Consider the following 26,436-nt stretch of genomic DNA (forward strand, 5'->3'; position numbering starts at 1 on the left):
ACAGTACGTCCGGCGGGCCCGGCAAGGGAGGTACTGGCGTTACCGGGGACACCCCGTACTCCCTCGGACGGCGCGGACGGCGTGTGCTGGAGGACATGACCAGCACCTCCACCACTGCCGCACCGCCCGAGGCGCCCGCCGCGCCGGCGCCGGGCCGGTCCGGCGCGATCCTCGCGCTCGTCCTCGTCGGCTACTTCATGGTGATCCTCGACAACTCGATCGTCATCACCGGCCTGCCGCACATCCGGGCCGAGCTCGGCCTCGACGCCGGCGGCACCGCCTGGGTGCAGGACGCCTACCTGCTGACCTTCGGCGGGCTGCTGCTGCTCGGCGCCCGCGCCGGCGACCTCCTGGGCCGACGGCGGACGTTCGTGCTCGGGCTCGTGCTGTTCGCCCTGGCCTCGGTCGCCGTCGGCCTCGCGCCCACCGGCGCCTGGCTCATCGGGGCGCGCGCCGTCCAGGGCCTCGGGGCGGCGGTGCTCGCCCCGGCCACGCTCGCGCTGCTCACCGCCACCTTCCCCGAGGGCCCCGAGCGGGTCCGCGCGACGGCGGCCTACGGCGCGGTGGCCGGCATCGGCGCCAGCGTCGGCCTCGTCGCGGGCGGGCTGCTCGCCGACCTGCTCACCTGGCGCGCCGGCTTCCTGATCAACCTGCCCGTCGGCGCCGTCATGCTCGTCGCCGGGCTCCGGCTGCTGCCGCAGACGCCGCGCACCCCCGGGCGGTTCGACGTCCCCGGCGCGCTGCTCGCCACCGCGGGCCCGGCCGCGCTCGTCTACGGGTTCGTCGAGGCCGGCGACGCGGGCTGGGCCTCGCCCGTCACGATCGCCTTCCTCACGCTCGGCGCCCTGCTGCTCGGGGCGCTCGTCGCGACCGAGCGCCGCACGGCGCAGCCCGTGCTGCCGCTCGGCTTGTTCGCCGACCGGGAACGCGTCGGCGCCTACGTCGCCCGGGGCCTGTTCATCGGCGCGATGATGAGCTTCTTCCTCTTCACCAGCCAGTACCTGCAGGACGAGCGCGGCTGGTCGGCGCTCGCGGCCGGGGTCGCCTACTTCCCGATGACGGTCGTGAACTTCGCCGTCGCGCTCGCCGTCCCGCGCCTGCGGCGCCGGGTCAGTGGTCCGGCGCTCCTGGTCGCCGGCCTGGTGCTCGCCGTCGTCGGCCTGGGCTGGCTCGGCCTGGTCCAGGACTCCACCTCGTACCTCGCCGGGATCGCGCTGCCCATGGTGCTGGTCGGCGCCGGGCAGGGCCTCGCGTTCGGGCCGCTGACCGCCTCCGGCATCGCGCGCGTCACCCCGGACCGGGCGGGAGCCGCCTCCGGCGTCGTCAACTCGGTGCACCAGCTCGGCGGCGCGCTCGGTACCAGCCTGGTCCTCGCCGTCTCGGCCACCTACCCCGGCGCGATGCTGGTGGGCGCCGCACTGCTGGCGGGCGCGCTCGTCGCGGCGCTCGCGCTGGTGCTGCCGGGGTCCCGGCAGGGCCGGGCCTAGAGCTGGGAAGGGCCTGGAGCAGGCCCGCGCCTACATCAGGTCCGCGCTGGAGAGGTCCTCGACCCCGGTCGGCTCGGTCCCCTCGAAGAGCACGCCGATCCCGTACGGGTCGGCCAGTCCCAGGCTCGACTCCGCGAACCGCAGCAGCCAGGTCCCGTCGTCCCAGACCACCGCCTCGGGCTCCTCGAACGGCGGATCGGGGGCGGCCAGGGCCGCGCGCTCGGTGTCGTCCAGGCCGAACTCCGGCTCGGCGAGCCGCTCCCGCAGGTACGCGGCGCCCGCGTCCGCGAGCTCGGCGAACCGCTCCAGAACGACGGCGGCCAGGTCGAGCGCGGGCTCTCCCGGCGCGGCGGCCGGCTCCACGACGACGCTCACGGGCGGGGGATCGTCGACGTCGCCCGGCCCGTCGGAACGCGCCGCCCAGCACGCGATCGACTCCGGCGACTCGATCCGGACGAACGTCGTGCCGGCGATCTCCAGCCGCTCGGGCACCTCGGCAGCCGTGCTCACAGGTGGAGCGTCCCCTCGGCGGCGACGGTCCCGCTGCCGGTGATCGTGACGACCGGCCCGGCGGCGCCCAGCGTGATCAGGCTGGGCCTCCCGAGCGCGCGCCCCTGCTCGACGACGATCCGGGCCGGGTCGCGGACGAGCCCGTCGCGGGCCAGGACGGCGGCGAGGGGCCCGGCGGCGGTGCCCGTCGCCGGGTCCTCGGCGATCCCCACGGTCGGGTTGAAGAACCGCGCGTAGGCGCTGATGCCGCCCTCGACGTCGGTGGTGTACACGTAGCAGCCCTCGGCCCCGGCGTCGGCGAGCAGCGCCCGCAGCGCGGCGGTGTCCGGCTGGACGGCGTCGACAGCCTTGATGCTCCGCACGGGCACGAGCAGGTGCTCGGCCCCGGTGGAGACCACCTCCGCGCCGCCGCCCGCACCGCCGACGTCGTCCACCCCCAGGCCGAGGACGGCGGCCAGCGCCGCGCGGTCCTCGACGCGGCCCAGGAACCGCGGGGCCGACTGCTCCATCGTGACCTGGACGCCGGACGAGGGCCGCTCGGAGACCCGCGCGCGCAGCGAGACCCCCACGTTCAGCAGCGCGTCGCCGATCTGCTGCACGAACGTGTCCCGGGTGGGGTCCAGCCGGCCGGCCAGGGCCAGCCAGATCCAGGCGCCCATCGCGTTGTGGCCCGCGCCGTAGACCTCGACGCCCGCGGGCGTGAAGGAGCGCAGCCGGTGGTCCGCGCCGTCGCCGTCGGGGCTGACCAGGAAGGTCGTCTCGGACTGGTTGAACTCCCGGGCGACCGCCCGCATGGTCTCGATCGGCAGCACGTCCGCGTCGGGGACCAGGGCGAGCGGGTTGCCGGTCAGCGGCGTGGCCGCGAACACGTCCACCCAGTAGAACGGAACGTCCACGATCGGCTCCATTGTCGTCATCGGTCAAGGCCTCCGGAAGCGTAGCGGCGGGAGGCGCCCGCCGTCCTGCCTCTCAGCGCGGCTGGTCGTGCTGGTTCTCGCGCCGGTACGCGGCCGGCGGCATGCCGCAGGCCGCGCCGAACGCGGTGTAGAACCGGCTGACGGAGCTGAACCCCGACTCGGCGGCGACGTCGGGGACCGGCAGCGCCGTGGTGACCAGCAGGCGGCGGGCCTCGGCGAGCCGGCACCGGGTCAGGTAGTCGACGATCGTGGTGCGCACGACCTTGCGGAACTGCGCCATGGCGTAGTTGGGGTGCAGCCGCACGGTGCGGGCGACGTCGGCGACGGTGAGCGGCTCGCGGAAGTTCTCGGCGACGTGCCGCACCATGGTCAGCACCTGCTGGAGGGTCGGGTCGCCGCTCGTGACCTGCTGCACGGGCTGTCCGGGCGTGGCGAGCTGCCCCGGCGTGGCCAGCGCGAGCCGGCGCACCCGGGCCTCGACCTCCAGCATCGCGATGCGGCGCGGCTCCGGCCGGTCGCCGGACAGGTCCTGCGCCCACTGCGCGAAGTTCGCCGGGTCACCCGCCAGCGCGGCCGACGGCGGGGCGATCAGCGGCGTGCCCGCCAGCAGGCGCCCGACCAGCGCGTCGGGCAGCCCCCAGCCGAGGAACGTCGCGAACGGCACGTGCACCCAGTACGCGCGGGTCGCCGTGCTGGCGATGAGCTGGTGCGGCACCGCCGCCCAGAACGCCGCGACGGACCCGGGGCCGATCTCGACCGGCTCCCCGCCGAACAGGTAGAGCATCGTGCCGCCCTCGGCGACGAGGTTGATCTCCAGGTCGTCGTGCTGGTGCGCGGTGCCCATGAGCTCCGGGCGGCCGGACCAGCTCAGCAGGGCCGGGGGCTGGATCTCGATCTGCTGTGCCGCTTGAGGTGCCATGGGTGCCATCTGAGAATCCGGGAAGAACCCGCTCCGATCGATGAAGAGTTCGCCGATCGTAGGACCGTAGTGTCGGGGCCGTCAACGCGGCCGCCGGCCGCCGTCATCCCTGTGGCCGCGCCGTCGCGGCCGTACGACAAGGAGCCCCCGTGTTCTCACTCGGCATCGTCGGAGCCGGCCAGTTCGCCGGTCAGTTCGCCAAGCTCTGGCGCCTGCACCCCGGGGTCGGCGACATCGTCGTCACCGACCTCCTGCCCGAGCGGGCGCAGCGGCTCGCCGACGAGTACGACCTCGCCGGGACCGTCCCGTCCTTCGAGGACCTGCTCGCCTCCGACGTCGACGCCATCGCGATCTTCACGCAGCGCTGGACGCACGGGCCGCTGGTGGTCCAGGCGCTGCGCGCCGGCAAGCACGTGTACTCCTCGGTGCCGATGGCGATCTCCGAGGAGGAGATCCGGGCCATCGTCGAGGCGGTCCGGGAGACCGGGCTGACCTACATGATGGGCGAGACCAGCCACTACAACCCGGCCACCGTGCACGCCCGCGAGCAGGCCGCCAAGGGCGCCTTCGGGCGGCTGTTCTACGCCGAGGGCGACTACCTGCACGACATGGACCTCGGCTTCTACGACGCCTACCGGTACAGCGGCGGCGAGGGCTGGAAGGCCACCGCGAGCTACCCGCCGCTGATGTACCCCACGCACTCCCTGGGCGGCATCCTCGGCGCCTGGCAGACGCACGCGACCAGCGTCTCGGCCATCGGCGTGCTCGACGACCGCGGCGACGGCGTGTTCGACAAGGACGTCAGCCAGTTCGACAACGACTTCTCCAACGCCACGGCGCTGTTCGAGGCCGCGGGCGGCGGCGCGTTCCGGATCAACGAGTTCCGCCGGGTCGGCTTCCCGTCGCACATCCGCGAGTCCCGGTTCCGGTTCTTCGGCACCGAGGCCAGCATGGAGCAGCTCGTGAACGTGAGCCTCTGGCAGGACAAGGAGGAGGTCACCGACCTCACCGAGCACCTGCGGCCCAAGCCCACGCTCTCGCCCGACGACCCGTCCCTGGAGCACGTCTCGCCCGCGCTGCGGGACGCCTTCACCTCGGGCTCGGCGCCGGTGCACGACCGCTCGCGGCTGCCCAAGGAGTTCGCGAACGTGTCCAACGGCCACGAGGGCAGCCACCACTTCCTGGCCGACGACTTCGTCACGGCCGTCACGACCGGCGCCCTGCCGCCCGTGAACGCCTGGGTCGCGGCGCGGTACACGCTGCCCGGCATCGTCGCGCACCACTCCGCGCTCAAGGGCGGCGTCCGGCTGGACATCCCCGACCTCGGGGACGCGCCGGAGGCCTGACGGCGGGGGAGCGGGCACCGGGCACGCCGCGGGCACTCGGGAGCGGGCGCCGCGGCGTCCGCTCCCAGCCCGGGGTGGGAGACTCTGGGGCGTGACGCAGGCAGCACTGACCGCACGGACCGGTCCCGTCGACCGGGCGGCCCTCCTGGACCCCCCGCTCCTGCCGCTGTGGGCGGCGGTCCCCGTGGCCGCCGCGGCGGGCCTGGCGCTCGACGGCGCCTTCCCCTCCCTCGGGTGGTGGCCGCTCGCGTTCGTCGCGGTGACCCTCTCCCTGCTCACGTTCATCGGCCGGCGGGCGTGGGGCGCCGTCCTGGTGGGCGCGGTCTTCGGGGCGACCTTCTTCTTCCCGCACGTCTCGTGGTCCTCGCGGTTCCTCGGCGACGACCCGCTGGGCTGGGTGCCCTGGGTCGCGCTCGCCGCCGTGCAGACCCTGTTCCTCGCGGCCCTGTCCCCGCTGATCACGCTGGCCTACCGGTGGGTGCCGCGCTGGCGTGCCACCGGCCCCGTGCGGCTGGTCGTGCTGCCCCTGCTCGTCGCGGGCACCTGGATGACGCGCGAGCTCGCGATGGGCTCCTGGCCGTACGGCGGCTTCCCGTGGGGGCGCCTCGGCATGAGCCAGTCCGCGAGCCCGATCGCGCCCGTCGCGTCGTGGCTGGGTGTGTCCGGCCTGGGCTTCGCCATGGTGCTGCTGTGCGCCATGGTGATCGAGCTGCTGCGGAGCAGCCGGCGCGGGGCCGACGCCGCCGTCCGGCGTCGGGCCTGGATCGCGGCCCTGCCCGCCGTGGCCCTCGCCGCCCTCCTGCTCGTCACGCCCCAGTTCCCCACGGCCGACGCCGGCACCCTGCGCGTCGGCGCCGCCCAGGGGGACGGCCCCGCCGCGTTCTCCGACGAGCGGACGTCCGGCGACCTGCTGCGCTCCCAGCTCGCGGCCTCCGCGCCCCTGACCGACGACCAGGTCGACCTCGTCGTCTGGCCCGAGGGCGGCGTGGACAGCGACCCGCTCGCCGACGCCGGCACCGCCTGGGCGCTCGGCGACGCCGCCCGCAGGTACGGCGCCCCGCTGCTCGTCAACGCCGCGTCGTCGGACGGCGACCTCACCTACAACCGGTCGTTCCTCTGGACCGAGGACGGCGCCACCGCCACCCACAGCAAGCGGCACCCCGTCCCGTTCGGCGAGTACGTGCCGGACCGGTGGCTGTACGGCGCCATCGTCCCCAGCCTCGTCAACCTGCTCGGCCGCGAGTACACGCCCGGCACCGACGTGCCCGCCGTGGACACCGGCGACGCCGTCGTCGGCCTCGCCATCTGCTTCGACGTCGTGTTCGACGACGTGATCCGCGAGGGCATCGACAACGGCGCCCAGGCCTTCATGTTCCAGACGAACAACGCCGACTTCCGCGGCACCGACGAGAACCTGCAGCAGACCGCGTTCGCCCGCATGCGCGCCATCGAGACCGGCCGCTCCGTGGTCAACCTCTCGACCACGGGCACCAGCCAGGTCTTCGGGCCCGACGGCGCCGCCGGCCCCGCCCTGCCCGCCGACGAACCCGGGCTCATCGTCACCGACGTCGAGCTGCGCGACGGCGTCACCGCCGGAGTCGCACTCGGGCCGTGGCTCCAGGTGCTGATCGCCGGCGGCACGCTGCTCGCCCTCGTGGCGCTCGCGGTCGCCGTGCGGCGCCGCGCCTGACCCCGGCGGGCCGGGCGCGGCGCCGTCGGGCTCAGCTCGTCCGGGCCACCGCGATGTTGGTGTTCCCGCGCTGCCCGGCCTCGTAGAACATGTAGAGGCGGCCGCCCTCCTCGGCGAAGCTCGGGGCCGCGGCGCGCGTGGCCTGCGGCTCCGTGTACAGCACCCCGAGGTGGTTCTCGCGGTCGAAGCTCGTGCCGACGTCGGCCACGTGCATGCTGCCGGAGCCGCCGTGGTAGACCACGTGGCCGCCGCCGTTGCGCCCCCAGTAGTGGGCGCCGGAGAGCTGGCCGCCCTCGCCCGCGGCCGGCGAGATCAGCGGCTGCGGCTTGAACTGCCAGCCCGAGGTGAGCCGGTTGGACCAGCCGATGAAGATCTTGCGGGTCCCGGCCTGCGCGCCCATGAACAGCATGATCTGGGTGTCGGACTTCGTGGGGTGCGGGAACACCCGCGCGTAGGACGTCTCGGTGACGTTCGAGGGCAGCATCGCGGTGGTCAGCACGGTGGCCTCGTAGGTGAAGCTGCGCCCGTCGGCCGACGACGCCACCCGGGTGGTCGTGTTCTCCCCGTGGAAGTACAGGTAGAGCCGGTTGTCCGCGGCGTTCCAGACCGCGTGCGGGCTGGAGACGTGGCTCACCGAGTAGTGCGGCGACCAGGTGCGGGAGATGACGGGGTTGCCCGAGTACTCGCGCCACGGGCCGTCGAGGGAGTCGGCGTAGGCCAGGCAGATGCCGCCGGGCGCGTCGTGCGGCGCGTAGTACATGTACCAGTTGCCCAGCGGGTTCTGGACCTTGCCGGCGACGTTGCGGATCGACGGGAAGATGAGCTCGTTGGTCGGGTTGTAGGCCAGGGCCGACTTGTTCAGCGCGGCGCCGACCCGGTGGAACGTGGGGAAGCCCGGTATCGCCGCGGCCGCGTGGGGCGGCGCCGCGACGCCGAGGGCGGCGGCCGAGCCGAGCACCGCCGAGCCCAGGAGCAGGCTGCGCCGGTCCAGCACGAGCTTTCGGTCCGAATCCATGGTGACTCCGCTCAGGCCCGGGGGTCGCCGCGCTCCGGTGCGCGGCGGCGCGGATGCCGCCCGGGCCGTTCGGGGTCGAATCTCCGGCCTGGGCGGTGCGGGGGTCAAGGTGATGATGCGACCTATCAGCCCGGGGCACGTTCACCTTCCGGCCACGGCCCGGCCACGCGTCCGCCGTAGGGTCCCGGCCGGACCCATTTCCGAGCAGGGGAGAACACCGATGTCATCCGCACCCGTACGCCCTCGACGCCTGCTGGCGGCCGTCGCCGTGGGCGCGACGCTCGCCGCGCTGGCCGTCGCGCCATCGGCCACCGCAGCCGTCCCGACCGCCGAGCCCAAGCCCGAGGTGGACGGCGTCAGCGAGCTCAACGTGCTCACGTTCAACGTGTGGCACGGCGGCACCCAGATCGACGACGGCGCCCGCGAGATCGCCGACGTCCTGCTGGAGACCGACGCCGACGTGACGTTCCTGCCCGAGCAGGGGGACTCCCCGCGGCAGGTCGCCGCGCTGCTCGGCTACGACCACGTGATCGCTACCGACACCGGCATCGTCTCGCGGTACCCGATCCTGGAGACCAGCACGGTGGACCGCTGGTGGACCAAGGCCGTGCTCGACGTGAACGGCACTGAGGTCGTGGCCTACGGCGGGCACCTGGAGTACCGCTGGTACGCGACCTACCTGCCGCGCGGCTACGGCGGCGCCGTCCAGGGCGACTGGCCCGACGGCTGGGACACGTGGGACAAGCTGCCGGGCGGCCCGGTCACCGATGTGGACGCGATCCTGGAGGCCAACCGGCAGTCCGGCCGTCCGGCCACGGCCGCGGCCCTCGTCGAGGACATCGCCGCGGAGCGCGCGGCGGGCCGCATCGCCGTCGTCGGCGGGGACTTCAACGAGCCGTCCGTGCAGGACTGGACCGAGGAGACCGCCGACCTGCAGGACCACAACGGTCTTGTGATCCCGTGGCAGTCCACGCAGATCCTGCTCGACGGCGGGCTGGTCGACGCGTTCCGCGAGGTCCACCCCGACCCGGTCGCCAATCCGGGCGTGACCTGGCCGTCCGACAACCCGCTGTTCCCGACGACGGACCTCACCTGGGCTCCCGAGGTCGACGAGCGCGACCGGATCGACTACGTCTTCGTCACGCCCGACGAGCGGGTCTCGATCGACGACGCCGCCGTCGTGGGCCCGCAGTCGACGATCGTGCGCAACGAGCGGGTCGACGACGACAGCGCCGACGAGATCCTGACGCCGGACGCCGTCTGGCCGTCCGACCACAAGGCCGTGCTCGCCTCGTTCAGCGTGTGCGACGACGGCTGCGCGCCCGCCGTCCCCGCCTGGGACGCGTCGGCCGTCTACACCGCCGGCGACGAGATCTCCTACGAGGGCTCGACCTGGCGCGCCGCCTGGTGGACGCGGGGCCAGGAGCCCGGCGCCGCCTACGGCCCGTGGCAGCAGATCGTGGAGCGGGACGGCGTGGCGCGCTGGACGCCGTCCCGCATCTTCGAGGCCGGCTCGGTGGCCGTGCACGACGGCCAGGCGTACGAGGCGAAGTGGTGGACCCGCAACGAGAAGCCGGGCACGCCGTGGGGGCCGTGGAAGGCCCAGGGGTAACCGCACCAGTCAGAAGCTCGCGACGTGTCAGACGCCCAGGTCCCTCGGGGGACCTGGGCGTCTGACACGTTTGGGGGCCTGGCTGGATTCGCGACAAAATTGTCAACAAGATTGTTGATGGACTACGGTGCCGGGACACGCCTCACAGAGGAGGAGCGCAGTGACCGCCACCGATGGCCCGTCCTACCGTCGTGCCCGCACCGCGGGCTCGCAGACCGCGGTGCCCGCGCTCGTCATGCGCGGCGGCACGTCGCGGGGCCTGTTCCTCGACGCCCGCACCCTGCCCGCCGACGCCGCCGCCCGCGACGCCGTGCTGCTCGCAGCGATGGGCTCGCCCGACCCCCGCCAGATCGACGGACTGGGCGGCGCGCACCCCCTGACCAGCAAGGTCGGGATCGTGGCGCCCGGGTCCGGCGACGTCGACGTGGAGTGGACGTTCGCCCAGCTCCAGCCCGACTCCGACGTCGTGGACACCACGCCGAACTGCGGCAACATGCTCGCCGCGGTGCTCCCGTTCGCGATCGAGACCGGCCTCCTCGTGCCCGACGGCGAGACCACCACCGCCCGGGTGCTGACGCGCAACACCGGCGCGGTCGCGGACATCACCGTCTCCACACCGCGCGGGCCCGACGGCGCCCGGTACGTCGAGTACGCCGGTGACGCCCGGATCGACGGCGTGCCCGGCACGGCCGCGCCCGTGCGCATCGCGTTCCTCGACACCGCCGGCTCCGTGGCCGGCAGCCTGCTGCCCACCGGGAGCGTGCGCGACACCGTCGCCGTCCCGGTCCTCGGCGACGTCGAGGTGACCCTGATCGACAACGGCCAGCCGCTCGTGATCGTGCGGGCCGACCGCCTCGGCGCGCGCGGCGACGAGACCCCGGCCGAGATCGACGCCGACGCCGGCCTGCGCGACCGCGTCGAGCGCCTGCGCCTCGTCTGCGGCCGGGTCATGGGGCTCGGCGACGTCACCGCGAAGAACTACCCCAAGATGACGCTCGTCTCCGCGCCCCGGGCGGGCGGGAGCATCGCCACCCGCTCGCTCATCCCGCGCGTGGCGCACCAGTCCATCGGCGTGCTCGCCGCTGTCACCGTCGCGACGGCGTGCGTGCTGCCCGGGAGCGTGGCGCACGAGGTCGCCGTCGTGCCCGACGGCGCCCACGAGGTCACCGTCTCCGTCGAGCACCCCTCGGGAGAGTTCTCCGTCTCGCTCGCGCTGGACGCCGGCGACCCGCCCGCCGTCGTCGGCTCCGCGCTCCTGCGCACCGCCCGCCTGCTCATGGCGGGAGAGGTGCTGGTGCCGCGCGCGGTCTGGGACCCGACCACCGAACCGACCGAAGACCAGCCCGAGGACCAGAACGAGGAGGCCACCGCGTGATCATCGACGTGCACGGCCACTACACGACCGCCCCCGAACCGCTCGGCGCCTGGCGCGACGCCCAGGTCGCCGCCCTGGCCGACCCGGGCCTGGCCCCCGACCCGGCAGGCCCCCGCATCAGCGACGACCAGATCCGCGAGACCCTCCAGGCGCACCAGCTCCGGCAGATGGATGACCGCGGCATCGACGTCACCGTCTTCTCGCCCCGCGCGTCGTTCATGGCGCACCACGTCGGGGACCTCGCGACGTCGACCGCGTGGGCGCGGATCTGCAACGACCTGTGCGCCCGCGTGGCGGGGCTCTTCCCGGACCGGTTCGCGCCCGGTGCCATGCTGCCGCAGTCGCCCGGCGCCGACCCGGCGACGTCGGTCCCCGAGATCGAGCGGGCCGTCACCGAGCTGGGCGCCGTCACCGTGAACCTCAACCCCGACCCGTCGGGCGGGCACTGGACGGCGCCGCCCCTGACCGACCGGTCCTGGTACCCCGTCTACGAGAAGCTGGTCGAGCTCGACGTGCCCGCCATGGTGCACGTCTCCACGAGCTGCAACCCCGCCTTCCACACCACCGGCGCCCACTACCTCAACGCTGACACCACGGTGTTCATGCAGCTGCTGCAGGGCGACCTGTTCGCCGACTTCCCGGACCTGCGGCTCGTGATCCCGCACGGCGGGGGAGCGGTGCCCTACCACTGGGGCCGGTTCCGCGGCCTCGCCCAGGCCCTGGGCAAGCCGGAGCCCGAGGAGATGCTCGGCACCAACGTCTTCTTCGACACCTGCGTCTACCACCAGCCCGGCGCCGACCTGCTGCTCGACGTGATCCCGCGCGACGGCGTCCTGTTCGCCTCGGAGATGATCGGCGCCGTGCGCGGCGTCGACCCGCGCACCGGCCACCACTTCGACGACACGCGCCGCTACGTCGAGTCCCACGCCGCGACCCGGGGCCTGGACGACGACGCCGTGCGCGCCCTGTTCGAGACCAACGCCCGCCGTGTCTACCCGCTGCTCGACCGGCGCCTGACCGAGAGGGGGCTGACCCGTGCCTGAGCTCGGAGTCGTCCACACGAACATCGACCGCGCCGACCCGGCCGCCGTCGAGGCGCTGTCGCGGTTCGGCGTCGCCACGGTCCACGAGGCCCTGGGCCGCCTCGGCCTGATGCGGCCGTACCTGCGCCCCGTCTACGAGGGCGCCGCGATGTGCGGCACCGCGGTGACCGTGCTGCTCCAGCCCGGCGACAACTGGATGCTGCACGTCGCCGCCGAGCAGGTGCGGCCCGGCGACGTCGTCGTGGCCGCCTGCACCACCGAGAGCGAGGACGGGTTCTTCGGCGACCTGCTCGCCACCTCGATGCAGGCGCGCGGCGCCCGCGGCCTGGTGATCGACGGCGGCTGCCGCGACGTCGACACCCTGCGCGCCATGGACTTCCCGGTGTTCTCCCGCGCGATCAACGCCAGGGGCACCGTCAAGGCCACGCTCGGCTCGGTCAATGTGCCGGTCGTCTGCGCCAACGCCCTGGTCACCCCGGGCGACGTGGTCGTGGCGGACGCCGACGGCGTCGTCGTCGTGCCCGCCGCCCGGGCCGCCGAGGTGGCCGAGGCCGCCCGCCGGCGCGAGGACAACGAGACCGCCAAGCGGGAGCGGTTCGCCGCAGGCGAGCTGGGGCTGGACCTCTACGACATGCGACCGCGGCTGGCCGAGCTCGGCCTGACCTACACGGACTGATCCCCACCCACAAGGACCCACCATGACCGACAAGGACGTCACCCCCGGCTGGCTGCACTGGTACCAGGGGCCGACCAGGCCCACCTTCACGCTGCCCGACGGCGCCGTGGACGCGCACTGCCACGTGTTCGGCCCCGCCGACCAGTTCCCCTTCGCGCCCGAGCGCAAGTACACGCCCGTCGACGCCTCCGCCCAGCAGCTCTTCGACCTGCGCGACCACCTGGGCGTGGACCGCAACGTCATCGTGCAGGCCACGTGCCACGGCGCGGACAACAGCGCCCTGGTCGACGCCCTGGAGCGCTCCGAGGGACGGGCCCGCGGCGTGGCGACCGTCCGCGCCGACATCACGGACGAGGAGCTGCGCCGCCTGCACGACGCCGGGGTGCGCGGCGTCCGCTTCAACTTCGTGCGCCGGCTGGTCGACGCCGTACCCACGGCGGCGCTGGAGACGATCGCGGCGCGGATCGCCCCGCTGGGCTGGCACGTCGTCGTCTACTTCGAGGCCGCCGACTTGCCGGACCTGAAGGACTTCTTCGCGACCCTTCCGGTGCCCCTGGTCGTGGACCACATGGGCCGCCCCGACGTCACGAAGGACCCCGACGGGCCGGAGTTCGCGGAGTTCCTCGACTTCGTGGCCGCGAACGACGTGTGGGTCAAGGTCTCCTGCCCGGAGCGCCTCACCGTCACCGGACCGGCCGCCCTGGACGGCGAGCGCCACGCGTACACCGACGTCGTGCCGTTCGCCCGCAGGGTCGTCGAGCGCTTCCCCGACCGCGTGCTGTGGGGCACCGACTGGCCCCACCCCAACCTCAAGGACCACATGCCCGACGACGGGCTGCTCGTGGACCACATCCCGCACGTCGCCCCCACCCCCGAGCTGCGGCAGGCCCTGCTCGTGGACAACCCCCGCCGCCTGTACTGGCCGACGGAGGCCTGAGCACCCCGGGCGACGACGCCCGAGGAAACAGAAGGAGACCCCCTTGCACACCCGGACCAACGCGGCCAACCGGATCGACCGGCTGCCGATCTCGAGGTTCCACAAGACGACGATGGTCGCCCTGGCCTTCACCTACTTCTTCGAGTTCGCGGACATCAACACGTTCGCGATCACCGCCCCCGTGATCCGCGAGCAGTGGGGCGCGAGCGTCAACCACGTGGCGTACGTGACGTCCCTGTCGTTCGTCGGCATGTTCATCGGGTCGATCGTGGCCGGCGGGCTCGCCGACCGGCTCGGCCGCAAGCGCACGCTGGTGGCGACCACGGTCTGGTTCTCGGTGTGGTCGTTCGCGACGATCTTCGCCTGGGACATCTTCTCGATGGGCCTGTTCCGCGTGATGACCAGCGCGGGCCTGTCCGCGATGACGGTCGTGGCCGTGGTCTACATCAACGAGCTCTTCCCGAAGGCCGTGCGCGGCAAGTACCAGGCGTACGTGATCATGATCGGCATCTGCGGCACGCCCGCCACCAACCTCATCGCCTCGTTCGTGGTGCCGATCAACGAGTGGTCCTGGCGGCTGGTCTACCTGTGGGGCTCGCTCGGCGTGCTGTTCCTGTTCTTCGTGCGCAAGCTCGCCGAGTCGCCGCAGTGGCTGGAGTCCCGGGGCCGGCACGACGAGGCCGACGCGGTGCTCCGGGACATGGAGGCGCAGGCGGTCGCGCAGCACGGCGCCCTGCCCGACGCCGCCGTCCCCGTCGAGACCGGACCCGCCACCCGGGCCGGGCTGGCGATGCTCAAGGACAAGAAGTTCCTCTACCCGACGCTCCTGCTGTCGGTGCTGTGGATCACCCAGACCATCGGCTTCTTCGGGTTCTCGTCCTGGGCGCCCACGCTGCTGGCCGCCGAGGGCATCAGCGTCGAGGACTCCATCTTCTTCGTCGCGCTGACCACCGTGGGCGCGCCGCTGGGCTCGTTCCTCGCGGCGCAGGTGACCGACCGGTTCGAACGCAAGTGGTGCCTGGTGGTGTTCGCCCTGGTCATCGCCGGGTCGGGGCTCCTGTACGGGCTGACGTTCACGCCGGTGCTGATCGTCGTGTTCGGGTTCCTGGTCAACCTGTTCGAGCGCGGCTACACGGCCCTGGCCTACGCGTACTCGCCCGAGCTGTACGACACCAAGGGACGTTCGCTCGGCACGTCGATCTCGTACGGGCTGGGGCGGCTGTCCAACGCCGTCGGGCCGCTGATCATCGCCGGCCTGTACAGCGGGCACGGCTACCAGACCGTCTTCTACTTCATCGCGGGCACCTGGGTGGTGGGCGCCGTGGCCCTGGCGATCTTCGGTCCGGCCACGCGCCGGGCGCGGCTGGCGGCGGCTGCGTCGGCGGCGTCGGCGCCGGAGGTGGACGCCAGCCGTTAAGGTGCTCATATTGTTGACAATCGCTGCGCGCCCGGGGGTGGCGGGCGACGACGTGAGAGGGACGTGATGGTGGACGACGCCCAGGTGCGGGACGAGCTGCGAGCGGCGATCCTGCGGGGTGACTTCGCGCCACGTCAGCGGCTCGTCGAGGCCGACCTCTGTGAGCAGTTCGGCGCGCGCCGGTTCGCGGTGCGCGCCGCCCTGCAGGACCTCGTGGCCGAGGGGCTCGTCGAGCGCCAGCAGAACCGGGGGGCGCGCATCCGCGAGATCAGCCTGGCCGAGGCGATCGAGATCAGCGAGATCCGCCGCGTCGTCGAGGGGCTGGTGGCCGCTCGGGCGGCCGAGCGGCTCACCGCCGCCGACGCGAAGCGGCTCTCCGGGATCGGCCGCCGCATGCGCCAGGCGGTCGACGGCGGCGAGGCGGCCGTGTACAGCGACCTCAACGCCGAGCTGCACGCGACGCTGCGCGAGATCGCCGGGCACGAGACCGCCGACCGGATCGTGGCGCAGCTCCACGGTCAGATGGTGCGCCACCAGTTCGCGCTCTCGCGCGTCCCCGGCCGGTCGGCGGTCTCGCTGGCTCAGCACGAGGCGGTCATCGCCGCCGTCGTCGCGCGCGACCCCGAGGCGGCCGAGGCCGCGATGCGGGCCCACATCACCTCCGTCATCGAGGTGCTGCGCTCGCTGGCCTGAGCCGCCTCACCAGCGTGCCCACCGCGACGCGGGAGGCGAGCGCCGGCCACGCGACCAGCACGACGGCGAGGGCGACCATCACCGGGTACGCCGCCGTGAGCTGGTCGGCCGACCAGTAGCTCAGCAGGGTCGCGACGCTCGCGAGCGCGACCGGCAGCGTCAGCACCCCGGCGACCAGCGCGACGCCGAGGCCCACCTCCAGCAGCGGCATCAGCACGCCGAACAGCCCGGACGCCGGGCCCAGCACGTTCTCCGCGAAGACCTGGAAGTAGCCGGGCACCCGGCTGCTCGCCGCCGCGCCGTCGGCCACGAGCCGGATGTCGGCGTCGCCGAACCCGGCCCGGTACTTGATCAGGCCCTCGTTGATCCAGAGCAGGCCGAGCGCGACCCGCGCCGCCGTCGTCAGCACGACGGCGGCGCGGTGCAGGCCGCTGGTCATGCCAGGGCCGCGGCGCCGAAGACGGCCTTGGCCTTGTCGCAGTGGATGACGACGGTGTCGTAGCCCGCCACGTCCACGCCGTCCAGGGCGAAGGTCTGGGACGCCTCGTCGAAGGCGACGACGTCGATCTCCGTGCCCGCGGCGACCGCCGCTTCGTCGGTGCCGTTGGTGAGGTAGACGTGCAGGTCGGGGCCCTCGTCGGAGGAGTAGCCCGACAGGACGACCTCGGTGCCGCTCACCTCGACGGTGCCCGCGACCGACTTGTCGTTCAGGCCCTCGAAGGTGCCGGTGCGGGGGTCGGCGGCCATGTCGTCGCCCATGTCCTCCGCCATGTCCTCGGACTGCTCCTGCGACGACGCGGTCTGGTCCGACATCGCGTCCCCCGCCCCGTCATCGGCGGTGCCGCAGGCGGTGAGCAGCAGGGTGGCGGTCAGGATCGTGGCTCCGGCGAGCGCTGTCTTGCGCATGGGAAGTGGCCTCTCGGTCGGGTTCGACGTCGCCGGCGGACGTGCCGGCGACGTCGTCGAACCTAGGCAGGGCGGCTCCGGGGACGCGGGAGTCTTGCAGACGCGTAAGAACTCGGCGGGGCCTCGCGCGGTTACGCTGCCGGGCATGGGAGCACGTGTCGAGGTGATGGTCGTGGAGGACGACGAGACCGTCCTGGGCGTGGTCTCCGACTACCTGGGCGGACGCGGCTACGCCGTCACGGCGCTGCGCGACGGGCTCGTGGCCCGGGACGCGCTGCGCACGGCGCGCCCCGACGTGCTGGTGCTGGACCGGATGCTGCCCGGCGTCAGCGGGGACGAGCTGTGCCGCCAGGTCCGGGCGACGGCCCCGCGGACGCCGATCATCATGCTCACGGCCCTGGACACCGTGGAACAGCGGATCGACGGGCTGGAGCACGGCGCCGACGACTACGTCGCCAAGCCGTTCGCGCTGCGGGAGCTCCAGCTCCGGATCGACGCCCTGGTCCGGCGCAGCCGCGCGGTGCACGTCTCGCCGGCGCCGTTCAGCCTCGGGCCGTTCCGGGTCGACGCCGCGCACCGCCGCATCTGGGCGGACGGCGCCGAGATGACGCTCACGGCCCGGGAGTACGAGCTGTTCCTCTTCCTGCTGCAGAACCCGGACCGCACCCTGACCAGGGACGACATCCTGCACGGGGTGTGGGGGTGGAGCTTTGGCGAGGTGTCCACGGTGACGGTGCACGTGCGGCGGCTGCGCGAGAAGATCGAGCCCGAGCCGCGCTACCCGCGCTACCTGCTCACCGAGTGGGGCCGCGGCTACCGCTTCACCGTGGGGGCCGCCGCATGATGCTCACCCTGGCCGACCTGCTGCTCATCCTCGCGACCGCCGCGGTCTGCACGGCGGCGACCACGCTGCTCGCGCTCCTGGTGCTGCGCCGCCGCCGGCAGCGCTCGGTCACCGAGCCGTTCGTGGTCCTGGTGGTCGCCGCGATCGGGTCCGTCGTCTGCTCGACCGTCGCCATCGCCGCGCTGATGTACCTCTCGCTGCACGACCTGCAGGTGATGCTGTGGGTGGTCGGGCTGTCCGCGCTGCTGAGCCTGACCGCGACGCTGCTCACCGCGCGTGCCGTGAGCCGGTCGTTCGCCGGCCTGGGGGAGGCGGTCGAGCGCGTCGGCCGCGGCGCCGTCGTCGGGCCGGAGGCCTACGCGGGGCGGGAGCTCGCCGACCTGTCCGCCCAGCTCGCCGTGGCCTCGGAGCGCCTCGCCGCCGCCCGCGCGGAGATCGAGCAGCTCGACGCCGCGCGGCGGCAGTTCTTCGCCTGGATCTCGCACGACCTGCGCACCCCGCTGACCGGCGTCAGCGCGCTGGCGGAAGCCCTGGACGACGGCGCCGTCGCCGACCCGGCCGACTACGTGCGGCGCATCCGGGCGCAGGTCGGGACCATGAACCGGCTGGTCGACGACCTGTTCGAGCTGTCCCAGATCCAGAGCGGCGCGCTCCGGCTGCGCCCGCAGGACATCGAGCTGCTGGATGTCGTGTCCGACGCCGTGGCCGACGTCCACCAGCTCGCCGTCGCCAAGGAGATCCGCATCGAGCACGCGGGGGTCGAGGGCCGGATGCTGCGGGCCGACCCGCACGAGCTGACCCGGGTGGTCGTCAACCTGCTGACCAACAGCATCCGGCACGCCCCGCACGCGTCCGAGATCCTGGTCTCCGCCGACCAGGCCGACGGCCGGCTGGTGCTCTCCGTGCTCGACCAGGGCAGCGGGGTCGACAGCGAGGACCTCACGCGGATGTTCGAGGTGGGCTGGCGGGCCAGCGCGGCACGTACGCCCGACGCGGTGCCGGCCGCCGGTTCGCCCGGCGCGGGGCTCGGCCTGGCGATCGTGCGCGGCATCGTCCGGGCGCACGGGGGCGACGTGCGGGCGGCCCACGTCCCCCAGGGCTTCCGGCTGGACGTCGCGCTGCCGGCCCCGGCGGCCTAGTCGGCCTGAACGGCTCTCGTATCGATACGATCGTTCTGGTAGAACTGCGCCATGACCTCTCCGCAGATCGGTGTCGTCCTCCCGCGCGACCTGCCCGCCGCCCAGGTGCTGCCGTACGCGCGCGCCGCCGAGCGGCTCGGCTTCGACGAGCTCTGGGTCGTCGAGGACCTGGGCTACCGCGGCGGCCTGGTGCAGGCGGCCGCCGTGCTGGGCGCCACCGAGCGCCTCCGCGTCGGCATCGGCATCCTGCCCGCCGCCGTGCGCAACCCCGCGTTCGCGGCCATGGAGATCGCCACGCTGGAGCAGCTCCACCCTGGCCGTACCGACGTCGGCGTCGGGCACGGGATGCCGGGCTGGATGCGGCAGGCGGGGGCCTGGCCCGAGCGGCCGCTGACCTTCCTCGCGGAGTACGTGACCACGCTCCGGACGCTGCTGGGCGGCGGGGATTCCGGCGAGGTGCGGCTCGATTCCTCGGCCGTGCCCGACACCGTGCCGCCGCTGCTGCTCGGCGTGCGCGGCCCGCGGTCGCTGGCGGCGTCCGGCCGGGTCGCCGACGGCACCGTGCTCGCCGAGCCCGTCGGCCCGGAGTACGCGGCGGCCGCCCTGGACGCGGTCGCGCCGCAGGGCGAGCACCGGCTGGTGGCCTACAACATCGGGGCCGTCGACGACGACGCGGCGGCCGCCCTGCGCACCGCCCGTCCCGGCCTGGAGTGGATCGGCGAGCCGGACTGGGCGCCGCACGTCGCGCCCCTGCCGTTCGCGGAGGAGTTCGCGGCGTTGCGAGCCACGTCCGCCACGCGCGCGGATTTCGTCGAGCGCCTGCCCGACGAGTGGGTCGCGCGCCTCGCGCTCGCCGGCACGCCCGACCAGGTCCGGGCGCGTATCGACGAGCTCGGCCGCGCCGGCGTCACGTCCAGCGTCTTCATCCCCGCCGGGCCGGACCCGCTGGCGGCGCTCGACGCGTTGGCCCGCGTGCTGTGACCGCGCACCTCGTGCCGTCGGCCCAGCGCCGTCGGGCCGCGCTGTTCGCGTCGTTCTTCCTGACCGGGCTCTCCATGGCGACCTGGGTCTCCCGCACGCCCGCCATCCGCGACGCGACCGGTTCGACCACGGCCGAGATGGGGCTCATCATCGCGGGCCTGTCGGCGGGCTCGATGGTGGGCATCGCCGTGGCCGGCACCCTGGTGGCCCGGCGCGGGGCCCGGTTCGTCGTGCTGTGGGGCATGGTCGCGATCGTGACCGGCGTCGCCGTGGTGGCGGTCGGCACCGCGGTCGGCGAGGGCTGGCTTGTCGCGGTCGGCCTCGCGTCGTTCGGGTACGGCATGGGCTCGGGCGAGATCGGCCAGAACGTCGAGGGCGTCGACGTCGAACGGGCGCTGGCGCGCACCGTGGTGCCGAGCCTGCACGGCTCCTACAGCCTCGGTGTCTGCGTGGGCGGGCTCGTCGGCCTGGGGGCGAGCGCCGGTGGTTTTCCGGTGCTCGCGCACCTGCTGGTGGTCGCCGGGCTGACCGCCGTCGCCACGGTGTGGCTTGTGGCCAACCTGGCGCACGGTGTGGGTCTGGAGGACGGCGCCGCGGACGCCGGACAGCACCGCCGTCCCCTCGGCGAGACCGTCGGTGCGTTCCTCGCGGTCTGGCGTGAGCCGCGCACCCTGGCCATCGGCGTGATCGTGCTGGGCATGGCCCTGGCCGAGGGCTCGGCGAACGACTGGCTGCCGCTGATCATGGTCGACGGCTTCGAGCTCTCTGCCGCGACGGCGGCGCTGATCTACTCGTTCTTCGGCCTGTCGATGGCGGTCGGACGGTTCAGCGGGGGCTACTTCCTGGACCGGTTCGGGCGGGCGCCCGTCATGGTGGTCAGCGCCCTGCTGGCGATCGTCGGCATCGGCCTGGTGGCGCTCGCGCCGACGGCGGTGCTCGGCGCGGTGGGCGTGCTGTTCTGGGGGATCGGCGCCTCGCTGGGCTTCCCGGTGGCGCTCTCGGCGGCCGGCGACGACCCGCTGAACGCCGCCCGCCGCGTCAGCGCCGTCGCCACCGCCGGGTACACGGCGTTCCTGGTGGGGCCGCCCCTGCTCGGCTTCATCGGCGAGCACTTCACGCTGCGGCTCGCGATCCTGCTGGTCATGGTGCTGGTCGCGGTCTCGGCGTGCTTCTCCCGCGCGGTCACCCCGCCGGCGGGTGTGGTGGTCCGCCCGTCCTAACTGGGGTGGGTCCAGGAGAGGTCGGGCCGACGTCTTTGGGCGCGGGCTCGACCAGGGCGTGTTCGACGAGGTGGCGGGCTCGGCCTGTAGGCGATCGCGCCATGGTCGGGACGGGTCTGGCAGCCGATCGAATAGCGGCTGCGCGGGGTACGACCGGGTGCGGGGCTGGTCATGCCGGCCGCCGGGGTCCACGGAGGTGCTGTGACGCGGTCGCGGTCTGGCGTCGCACTCTGGCCGTCACTGGACGCGGCCGCGCTTCGGTCGGGGGCTGTATCGACGCCTCGGCCTGTCTGGCCGGTGACCAGCGTGCCGCCGGGCGCCGCTCCGGAGGAGTCCGCACCGCGGACCGGTGCCATGACGCTTGCCCCGACCGGTGTCGGTGGTGTGGGCGAGACCGAGACATAGGTGTGCCCCGTCGGCATGACCGTCTCGACCGCGTGGCGGCCGTCGAGCTGGGTTGTCTTCTGCCGCCACCCCGGTGCCTGCTTGGCATGGTTGCAGCGCGCGCACAGGCCTTGGCCGTTGTCGAGGCTGGTGGGGCCGCCGTCGGCGTGCGGGGTGATGTGGTCTGTGTGTCGGATGGGGGCGTCGCACCAGGTGGTGGCGCAGATGCCCTGCTCTCTGGCGCGCAGCAACGCGGCCAAACCTTGCGGGTGGAACCGGGAGGTCGAGGTCGTGGCCAGCAGGCGGCCGTGTGGGTTGACGTAGATCGAGCGCAGCCAGGCGGTGTCGGTGTCGATCGCGTGGGCGGCGAGGTTGCGGGCCACGGGGGCTGGGATGACGCCCGCGCCTGCCGGTGCGCCCTCGACCACCACGGCCGGTTCGTTGCCGTCGGCCAACAGGGTCTGGTCGGAGACGAGGAGGTTGATGGTGACCGGCACGTCGTTCGCGTGGCCGGGTTCGCGGGCGGTGGCGCGTTCGATGAGGGTGTCGGCCATGATCTGGCCCACTCCACGCTCGTCACCCGTGGCCTTCGCGCTCTCGGCAGTCGCCTTGAGCTGCGCGTACGCCTGCACACCCTGCGCCATGGGTACCAGGGCGGTGAGGTAGACCATCAGGTCGGGTGCCGGGCGTACCGAGACGCGCCGCTCCGAGACGGCCTTGGCGTTGCGCTTGACGCAGGCGTGTACGTCCAGCTTGGCGGCGAGTTCCTTGATGCGGGCGATCAGCCGGCGGGTCCCCATGCGGGCCAGTTCGTCCAGGTGCGCGGGACCGCAGATCTCCTCGTCGATCAGCGCGCGGTGCTCCAGGGACAGGTGCGAGGTCTCCCGGACCAAGAGCGTGGCCCGCCAGGCCGACAGCACCCCGGCCTCCAGCGCCGCGAACGTGTGCGGCATCTGCGTCACCCACACCCGGGACGTACTCACGAACCCAGCCCCGGCGTGCGGGCTGACCCGCAGCGCGCCACCGACCTGGTTCGGCACACCACGGCCCCGCCGCTCCGCACGAATCGACAGCCAAGCCTCCTCGCCGCGCGCCGCCTGGTCCAATGCCACCGTCAGCCGCGCCTGCGTCGCGGTCACCGCGTTCTTCACGGCTTCCAGCTCACCGAGCAGGTCCACCCACTCGGCCTGCACTGCCGCCGCGACGGGACCAACGGGCCCGGTGTCAGTGGCACCAGGCAGCATCATGCCCGCCAGCAACTCCCGTACTGCCCGGACGGCCGCCACATCCACGACTCCGCCGGGCAGCACCGGTCGAGTGGGCTCCCCGCCCGTCGATCCTGGTACCTCACCCGTTCGCGTCATGTCATCAACGTATGGCACGCCCGTTCGCACCGCCCGCCGAGCCGACCCGATCTGCCCACAGCAGAACCGACCGCACGCCGAAAGCCCGGGAACACCGACACACAGTTGTCGCGTCGTCGACCGACACTGGATCCATGACCGACACCACGACCCCGACCCCGACGACAACACCCAGCCCCACCGCCCGGCACGCACTAGACGCGTGGCTGACGATGTGGAACTCGGACGGCGACATCGCGCGACAGATCTGTGCGGACGACTTCCGGATCCATTTCGCCGTGACCGGGCCCGACGGGTCGACCCCCGCGGACGACATCCGCACCGCCGAGGACTTCGTGCGGTACCTCGCCTGGTGGCACGAGCAGAACCCCGGTGTCGTCTTCACGAGGATCGCCGACGCCGTCGACGGCGACCACGGCCGGCTGCTGTGGGACGTCGACGCGAACGGTCATCAGGCAGGCGGCGTCGACGTCTTCGACTTCGACGGGGACGGTCGGGTCTCTCGGGTCTGGTCCGTGGGCGGCCAGCGCAGCATGCGGAGCTGACCCACCCCACCTGACTCACTCGCACCCCTGGGAGAATCGGAAGCATGAAGCGAGCCGAGCGGCAGTACGCCCTGGTCGACCTGCTTCGCGGTGCACGGCGCCCCTGGTCCGCCGCTCGGCTCGCCCGCGAGTTCGGCGTGTCCGCACGGACGATCGAACGAGACATCGGGTCCCTCCAGGTGGCCGGGGTCCCCGTCTACGCGGACCACGGGGCCGCGGGCGGCTACTCGATCCTCCGTGAGTATTCGCTGCCGCCTCTGAACCTCTCCGCCGCCGAGTCGTTGGCGGTGCTCGCCGGTCTCGCGCTCCTCGAGTCCTCGCCCTACCAAGGCGCCGCCCGCCGGGCGCGCGCCAAGATCGCCGCGGTCATGGACGAGGCGCATCGCGCGCCCGTCCAGGAGCTGCTCGGAACGATGCACGTCATCGACGCCGCCCCGCCGACGGGCGGCGCCGTGCCGCTCGGGATCCTCTCCGACGCGATCGCCGCACGCCGCGTGGTGCGACTCACCTATGTGGGCGAGAGCGCCGACGGCACACCGGACCACTCCGCCACGACCGTCCGCGAGGTCGAGACCATGGGTCTTCTCCGCGCCGCCGACACGTGGCTGCTCAGCGGCTGGTGCCGGCTTCGTGACGCGATCCGGGGGTTCCGCATCGAGCGGATCACACGGCTCGAGATCCTCGACGAGGTCCCGCCGCGGCGTGACCCGGCGCTGCTCGAGGCGGATCTCGCCCGATGGCAGGCGCGGCGGCTCCTGCCCGGACCCGACTAGCCCGAGCAACCCCCCGAGCAGCCCAGACAACCCAGCACTCACACCACCGGCCGCAGCGCCTCCCGAAAAGCCGCCACCGCCGCCCCGCACGCCCAGTCGATGAACGTGTGCCGCCGCACCACCAGGCGGCAGCTCGCCGCCGCCCCGAAGGCGTGCGCCGTGAACTTCTCGCGGATGCGCCGCTCGTACAGGTCGTACTCCATGACGCCCTCGCCCGCGATGACCACCACCTCCGGGTCCACGAGGTTCGCGGTCACGGCCAGCGCAGCCCCGATGGCGGTGCCCGCCCGGTCGAAGGCGTCGACGGCGGCGCGGTCGCCGGAGTGTGCCAGGGCGACGGCGTCGGCGAGCGTGAGCGCGGGATCGTCGTGGCCGGCGCGCACGGCGTCGCGGATGGCGCCCGAGGAGGCCACCGCCTCGACGCAGCCGCGGCGCCCGCACACGCACTCGGCGTCGGGCGGGGCCAGCGGCAGGTGGCCGATCTCGCCGACCACGCCGTGCGCGCCGACCACGACGTCGCCGTTCACGTAGATGCCGCAGCCGATGCCCGCGCCGATGGTGACGACGGCAAAGCTCTCCGCCTCCACGCCGAGCCCGAACCACTGCTCGGACCGGGCGAGCGCCCGCACGTCGTTCTCGACGACGACGGGCAGGTCGACCTCCCGCGCGACCGTGGCGCCCAGCGGCACGTTGGCCCACCCCAGCAGCGGCGAGTGGCGCACGACGCCGGAGGCCGAGTCGATGTCGCCCGACACCGAGACGCCGATCCCCACCAGCCGGTCGGCGCCGTCGCCGAGCTTGGCGACCAGCCGCCGCACGCAGCGGACGATCTCGCGCACCACCGTCTCCGGGTCGTGACGCGCGAGCGTGCGGCGCGTGGAGGTGAGCACCTCGTTGCCGATGCTCGCCGCGACGGCGACGATCTCGTCGACGTTGACCTTGATGCCGATCGCGAGCATCGAGCGCGGCACCACGCTCAGCGGGTACACGGGCCGCCCGGGGGACGAGCTCTCGGCGTGCTCGCCCTCCGTGACGAAGCCGTCGCGGATCAGCGGGCCGACGGTCTTGGTGACCTTCGCGGGGGACAGCCCGGTCAGGCGGCCGACCTCGACCCGGCTGACCGGGCCGTGCGTGATGATGCGCGTGAAGATCTCCGCCGACGTCGCCGTCCGCAGCGTGGGGCGGCGCGCGCTCGTCAGGGGCGGCGTGGCGCTCATGGGGAACCTCGTCGTCGGGCCCGGGTGCGGTGCGCGAGGCACCGCACCCGGGCCGGCCGGGACTACTTGGACAGGATCTCCGAGGCCTTGTCGCAGGCCTCCTGCCAGACGTCGTCGTCACGCTGGTGGCTGTAGTACGCCTCGAACAGCGGCTGCAGCTCCGACTTGAGCTCCGCGCCGTTGCCGTAGGCCAGCGACGGCTCGAGCTGCTCGTTCTTCGCGTAGTCCACGAAGACGCTCAGGTCGATGCCCTTCTCCAGCTGGTCCGCGGCGAGGGCGTCCATGGCCGACGGGATGGACGGGAAGAACGAGCCCGAGGTGAGCGCGGCGCTCTCCTGGCACTCGGCCGTGCCCATGAACGAGATCCAGTCCCAGGCGGCCTGCTTGACCTTGCTGCCCGACCAGAGCATGTTGCCGTTCGAGTTGCTCATGACCACACGGGTCTCGCCGTCGGGCCCGAGCACGTTGGGCGCGATGCCCACCGACATGTCGGGCAGCTTGGCGAACGTCGTCGCGGACCACGAGCCGCCGGAGATCATCGCGACCGAGCCGGAGCCGAGCTGCTCGGTGTCGCCGACCGTGAACTGGCCGAACTCGGGCGCCAGCCCGCGGTCGGACAGGCCGCGCAGGTAGCCCATGGTCTCGACGAACGTCGGGTCGGCGAACGCGAAGGACGTGGGCCACGCCTCGGGCTCCCGCATCGTCCAGCCCGTCGAGGCGGCGAACTGGTACCACGTGGTCTGGCCCAGGTAGTCGGCCGTGCCGAGCGCGCCGATGCCGTAGACCGCGACGTCGTCCTTGTCGAAGCCCTTCTCGTCGCCGTGCTTGCCGTTCGCGTCGACGGTCAGCCGCTCGACGACGTCGTCGAACGTGCCGCCGTCCTGCGGGTTCCAGGTCATGTTCTGCACGTCGTCCTCGGTGAGGCCGGCGTCCTTCAGCAGGTCCTTGTTGTAGTAGAACGCGGACCCCGCCCAGTCGAGCGGCAGGGCGTACTGCTTGTCGTCCGTGTACGTGAAGGCGGGAACGCCCACGTTGAACACGCCCAGGTCGTAGCCCGACTCCGCGATGTAGTCGTCCAGCGGCTCGAGCTGGCCCTGCTGCGCGTACGAGTCCAGGAACTCCACGCTGTTCTGGAACGCGTCCGGCGCGTTGCCGGCCACGAAGCCCGCGGTCAGCTTGGTGAAGTAGTCGTCCACCGCGTACTGCGTGATGTTGACCGTGATGTCGGGGTACTTCTCCTGGAACGCGGGCAGGCAGGTCTTGTACGACTCCGCCTGCTTCTCGTCCCAGGTCCACCAGTTGACGGTGCCCGCGTGGGCGCCCTCCTCGGCCGCTCCGCCGGCCGGGCCGCCCGCGCAGGCGGCCAGCGAGACGGTGACAGCGGCTGCAGCGACGATGCTCAGCATGTGCTTCGGTTTCATGATTC

The 26,436-nt window shown here is 73.2% G+C and carries 25 protein-coding genes; 16 read left to right on the forward strand and 9 right to left on the reverse strand.

Annotation, left to right across the window (positions count from 1 at the left end; genetic code table 11):
• Window positions 1–95 precede the first annotated feature (95 nt).
• Entirely contained in the window at window positions 96–1,487 is a 1,392-nt protein-coding gene (locus tag FHX71_RS05890; RefSeq protein WP_182614847.1) for an MFS transporter, read from the forward strand.
• 30 nt (window positions 1,488–1,517) lie between these two features.
• Here the strand turns inward: FHX71_RS05890 and FHX71_RS05895 are convergent, their stop codons facing one another.
• The 3 genes from FHX71_RS05895 to FHX71_RS05905 form a co-directional block, all read right to left on the reverse strand.
• The gene (locus FHX71_RS05895; RefSeq protein WP_182614848.1) at window positions 1,518–1,997 is read right to left on the reverse strand and encodes a hypothetical protein; all 480 of its coding nucleotides are present in this window, start codon (window positions 1,995–1,997) and stop codon (window positions 1,518–1,520) included.
• Window positions 1,994–2,893 (reverse strand): PhzF family protein, encoded by a 900-nt coding sequence (locus FHX71_RS05900; RefSeq protein ID WP_182614849.1) that lies wholly within the window; start codon window positions 2,891–2,893, stop codon window positions 1,994–1,996. The genes FHX71_RS05895 and FHX71_RS05900 overlap by 4 nt, the downstream gene beginning before the upstream one ends.
• A gap of 73 nt (window positions 2,894–2,966) precedes the next feature.
• A complete protein-coding gene (locus FHX71_RS05905; protein ID WP_182614850.1) occupies window positions 2,967–3,833 on the reverse strand; it encodes a helix-turn-helix domain-containing protein in 867 nt (288 codons plus the stop codon).
• A 149-nt stretch (window positions 3,834–3,982) separates the two neighbouring features.
• Here FHX71_RS05905 and FHX71_RS05910 point away from each other — a divergent pair, with 149 nt between their 5' ends.
• Together FHX71_RS05910 and lnt are read left to right on the forward strand one after the other, a co-directional pair.
• Window positions 3,983–5,179: a Gfo/Idh/MocA family protein gene (locus FHX71_RS05910; RefSeq protein WP_182614851.1), complete on the forward strand. Its 1,197-nt coding sequence runs from the start codon at window positions 3,983–3,985 to the stop codon at window positions 5,177–5,179.
• Between the two features lie 91 nt (window positions 5,180–5,270).
• Window positions 5,271–6,869, forward strand: a complete 1,599-nt coding sequence (gene lnt / locus FHX71_RS05915; protein ID WP_312876938.1) for an apolipoprotein N-acyltransferase — start codon at window positions 5,271–5,273, stop codon at window positions 6,867–6,869.
• 31 nt (window positions 6,870–6,900) lie between these two features.
• Here lnt and FHX71_RS05920 read toward each other — a convergent pair whose 3' ends face one another.
• A complete protein-coding gene (locus FHX71_RS05920; protein ID WP_182614852.1) occupies window positions 6,901–7,884 on the reverse strand; it encodes a glycoside hydrolase family protein in 984 nt (327 codons plus the stop codon).
• A 220-nt stretch (window positions 7,885–8,104) separates the two neighbouring features.
• Here FHX71_RS05920 and FHX71_RS05925 point away from each other — a divergent pair, with 220 nt between their 5' ends.
• The 7 genes from FHX71_RS05925 (at window position 8,105) to FHX71_RS05955 (ending at window position 15,637) form a co-directional block, all read left to right on the forward strand.
• Window positions 8,105–9,496, forward strand: a complete 1,392-nt coding sequence (locus tag FHX71_RS05925) for a carbohydrate-binding protein (protein ID WP_182614853.1) — start codon at window positions 8,105–8,107, stop codon at window positions 9,494–9,496.
• A gap of 160 nt (window positions 9,497–9,656) precedes the next feature.
• Entirely contained in the window at window positions 9,657–10,871 is a 1,215-nt protein-coding gene (locus FHX71_RS05930) for a 4-oxalomesaconate tautomerase (RefSeq protein WP_182614854.1), read from the forward strand.
• Window positions 10,868–11,914, forward strand: a complete 1,047-nt coding sequence (locus FHX71_RS05935) for an amidohydrolase family protein (RefSeq protein ID WP_182614855.1) — start codon at window positions 10,868–10,870, stop codon at window positions 11,912–11,914. The genes FHX71_RS05930 and FHX71_RS05935 overlap by 4 nt, the downstream gene beginning before the upstream one ends.
• Window positions 11,907–12,590 carry a 4-carboxy-4-hydroxy-2-oxoadipate aldolase/oxaloacetate decarboxylase gene (gene ligK / locus FHX71_RS05940; RefSeq protein WP_182614856.1) on the forward strand — a complete coding sequence of 228 codons (684 nt, stop codon included), beginning with the start codon at window positions 11,907–11,909 and terminating at the stop codon, window positions 12,588–12,590. Before FHX71_RS05935 ends, ligK begins: the two co-directional genes overlap by 8 nt.
• 22 nt (window positions 12,591–12,612) lie before the next feature.
• Entirely contained in the window at window positions 12,613–13,527 is a 915-nt protein-coding gene (locus tag FHX71_RS05945) for an amidohydrolase family protein (RefSeq protein ID WP_182614857.1), read from the forward strand.
• A gap of 43 nt (window positions 13,528–13,570) precedes the next feature.
• Complete coding sequence (locus tag FHX71_RS05950) at window positions 13,571–14,944, forward strand: MFS transporter (RefSeq protein ID WP_246402251.1); 1,374 nt, start codon at window positions 13,571–13,573, stop codon at window positions 14,942–14,944.
• A gap of 66 nt (window positions 14,945–15,010) precedes the next feature.
• Window positions 15,011–15,637, forward strand: coding sequence for a GntR family transcriptional regulator (locus FHX71_RS05955; protein WP_182614858.1), 627 nt, complete (start codon window positions 15,011–15,013; stop codon window positions 15,635–15,637).
• Here the strand turns inward: FHX71_RS05955 and FHX71_RS05960 are convergent.
• Together FHX71_RS05960 and FHX71_RS05965 are read right to left on the reverse strand one after the other, a co-directional pair.
• Window positions 15,609–16,076 carry a hypothetical protein gene (locus FHX71_RS05960; protein WP_182614859.1) on the reverse strand — a complete coding sequence of 156 codons (468 nt, stop codon included), beginning with the start codon at window positions 16,074–16,076 and terminating at the stop codon, window positions 15,609–15,611. The genes FHX71_RS05955 and FHX71_RS05960 overlap by 29 nt on opposite strands.
• Window positions 16,073–16,543, reverse strand: coding sequence for a DM13 domain-containing protein (locus FHX71_RS05965; protein ID WP_182614860.1), 471 nt, complete (start codon window positions 16,541–16,543; stop codon window positions 16,073–16,075). The genes FHX71_RS05960 and FHX71_RS05965 overlap by 4 nt, the downstream gene beginning before the upstream one ends.
• Window positions 16,544–16,688: 145 nt before the next feature.
• On the opposite strand from FHX71_RS05965, the gene FHX71_RS05970 reads away from it, so the two are divergent.
• The 4 genes from FHX71_RS05970 to FHX71_RS05985 are packed head-to-tail and all read left to right on the forward strand — an operon-like array spanning window position 16,689 to window position 20,727.
• Window positions 16,689–17,387 carry a response regulator transcription factor gene (locus tag FHX71_RS05970; RefSeq protein ID WP_246402254.1) on the forward strand — a complete coding sequence of 233 codons (699 nt, stop codon included), beginning with the start codon at window positions 16,689–16,691 and terminating at the stop codon, window positions 17,385–17,387.
• Window positions 17,384–18,526 (forward strand): sensor histidine kinase, encoded by a 1,143-nt coding sequence (locus FHX71_RS05975; RefSeq protein WP_182614861.1) that lies wholly within the window; start codon window positions 17,384–17,386, stop codon window positions 18,524–18,526. The genes FHX71_RS05970 and FHX71_RS05975 overlap by 4 nt, the downstream gene beginning before the upstream one ends.
• A gap of 51 nt (window positions 18,527–18,577) precedes the next feature.
• A complete protein-coding gene (locus FHX71_RS05980) occupies window positions 18,578–19,507 on the forward strand; it encodes an LLM class flavin-dependent oxidoreductase (protein WP_182614862.1) in 930 nt (309 codons plus the stop codon).
• On the forward strand, window positions 19,504–20,727 hold the full coding sequence (locus FHX71_RS05985) for an MFS transporter (protein ID WP_182614863.1): 1,224 nt from the start codon (window positions 19,504–19,506) through the stop codon (window positions 20,725–20,727). The genes FHX71_RS05980 and FHX71_RS05985 overlap by 4 nt, the downstream gene beginning before the upstream one ends.
• Here FHX71_RS05985 and FHX71_RS05990 read toward each other — a convergent pair.
• On the reverse strand, window positions 20,724–22,358 hold the full coding sequence (locus tag FHX71_RS05990; protein ID WP_182618505.1) for an HNH endonuclease: 1,635 nt from the start codon (window positions 22,356–22,358) through the stop codon (window positions 20,724–20,726). The genes FHX71_RS05985 and FHX71_RS05990 overlap by 4 nt on opposite strands.
• 251 nt (window positions 22,359–22,609) lie before the next feature.
• Here FHX71_RS05990 and FHX71_RS05995 point away from each other — a divergent pair, with 251 nt between their 5' ends.
• Window positions 22,610–23,020 carry a nuclear transport factor 2 family protein gene (locus tag FHX71_RS05995; protein ID WP_182614864.1) on the forward strand — a complete coding sequence of 137 codons (411 nt, stop codon included), beginning with the start codon at window positions 22,610–22,612 and terminating at the stop codon, window positions 23,018–23,020.
• A 44-nt stretch (window positions 23,021–23,064) separates the two neighbouring features.
• Complete coding sequence (locus FHX71_RS06000) at window positions 23,065–23,793, forward strand: helix-turn-helix transcriptional regulator (protein WP_182614865.1); 729 nt, start codon at window positions 23,065–23,067, stop codon at window positions 23,791–23,793.
• A 38-nt stretch (window positions 23,794–23,831) separates the two neighbouring features.
• On the opposite strand, the gene FHX71_RS06005 is transcribed toward FHX71_RS06000, so the two are convergent.
• Together FHX71_RS06005 and FHX71_RS06010 are read right to left on the reverse strand one after the other, a co-directional pair.
• Complete coding sequence (locus FHX71_RS06005) at window positions 23,832–25,010, reverse strand: ROK family protein (RefSeq protein WP_182614866.1); 1,179 nt, start codon at window positions 25,008–25,010, stop codon at window positions 23,832–23,834.
• A 62-nt stretch (window positions 25,011–25,072) separates the two neighbouring features.
• Window positions 25,073–26,431: an ABC transporter substrate-binding protein gene (locus tag FHX71_RS06010; protein ID WP_246402265.1), complete on the reverse strand. Its 1,359-nt coding sequence runs from the start codon at window positions 26,429–26,431 to the stop codon at window positions 25,073–25,075.
• Window positions 26,432–26,436: the final 5 nt, after the last annotated feature.

It is taken from the genome of Promicromonospora sukumoe, assembly GCF_014137995.1.
GTDB lineage: Bacteria > Actinomycetota > Actinomycetes > Actinomycetales > Cellulomonadaceae > Promicromonospora > Promicromonospora sukumoe.

Excerpts from the sequence above, each read along its gene's own strand:
- FHX71_RS05975 (WP_182614861.1), top strand. The coding sequence starts at position 17,384 with ATGATGCTCACCCTGGCCGACCTGCTGCTCATCCTCGCGACCGCCGCG.
- FHX71_RS05945 (WP_182614857.1), top strand. The coding sequence starts at position 12,613 with ATGACCGACAAGGACGTCACCCCCGGCTGGCTGCACTGGTACCAGGGG.
- FHX71_RS05990 (WP_182618505.1), bottom strand. The coding sequence starts at position 22,358 with ATGATGCTGCCTGGTGCCACTGACACCGGGCCCGTTGGTCCCGTCGCG.
- FHX71_RS05960 (WP_182614859.1), bottom strand. The coding sequence starts at position 16,076 with ATGACCAGCGGCCTGCACCGCGCCGCCGTCGTGCTGACGACGGCGGCG.
- FHX71_RS06010 (WP_246402265.1), bottom strand. The coding sequence starts at position 26,431 with ATGAAACCGAAGCACATGCTGAGCATCGTCGCTGCAGCCGCTGTCACC.
- FHX71_RS05955 (WP_182614858.1), top strand. The coding sequence starts at position 15,011 with ATGGTGGACGACGCCCAGGTGCGGGACGAGCTGCGAGCGGCGATCCTG.
- FHX71_RS05965 (WP_182614860.1), bottom strand. The coding sequence starts at position 16,543 with ATGCGCAAGACAGCGCTCGCCGGAGCCACGATCCTGACCGCCACCCTG.
- FHX71_RS05925 (WP_182614853.1), top strand. The coding sequence starts at position 8,105 with ATGTCATCCGCACCCGTACGCCCTCGACGCCTGCTGGCGGCCGTCGCC.
- FHX71_RS05980 (WP_182614862.1), top strand. The coding sequence starts at position 18,578 with ATGACCTCTCCGCAGATCGGTGTCGTCCTCCCGCGCGACCTGCCCGCC.
- FHX71_RS05890 (WP_182614847.1), top strand. The coding sequence starts at position 96 with ATGACCAGCACCTCCACCACTGCCGCACCGCCCGAGGCGCCCGCCGCG.
- FHX71_RS05970 (WP_246402254.1), top strand. The coding sequence starts at position 16,689 with ATGGGAGCACGTGTCGAGGTGATGGTCGTGGAGGACGACGAGACCGTC.
- FHX71_RS06005 (WP_182614866.1), bottom strand. The coding sequence starts at position 25,010 with ATGAGCGCCACGCCGCCCCTGACGAGCGCGCGCCGCCCCACGCTGCGG.
- FHX71_RS05995 (WP_182614864.1), top strand. The coding sequence starts at position 22,610 with ATGACCGACACCACGACCCCGACCCCGACGACAACACCCAGCCCCACC.
- FHX71_RS05920 (WP_182614852.1), bottom strand. The coding sequence starts at position 7,884 with ATGGATTCGGACCGAAAGCTCGTGCTGGACCGGCGCAGCCTGCTCCTG.
- FHX71_RS06000 (WP_182614865.1), top strand. The coding sequence starts at position 23,065 with ATGAAGCGAGCCGAGCGGCAGTACGCCCTGGTCGACCTGCTTCGCGGT.
- FHX71_RS05905 (WP_182614850.1), bottom strand. The coding sequence starts at position 3,833 with ATGGCACCTCAAGCGGCACAGCAGATCGAGATCCAGCCCCCGGCCCTG.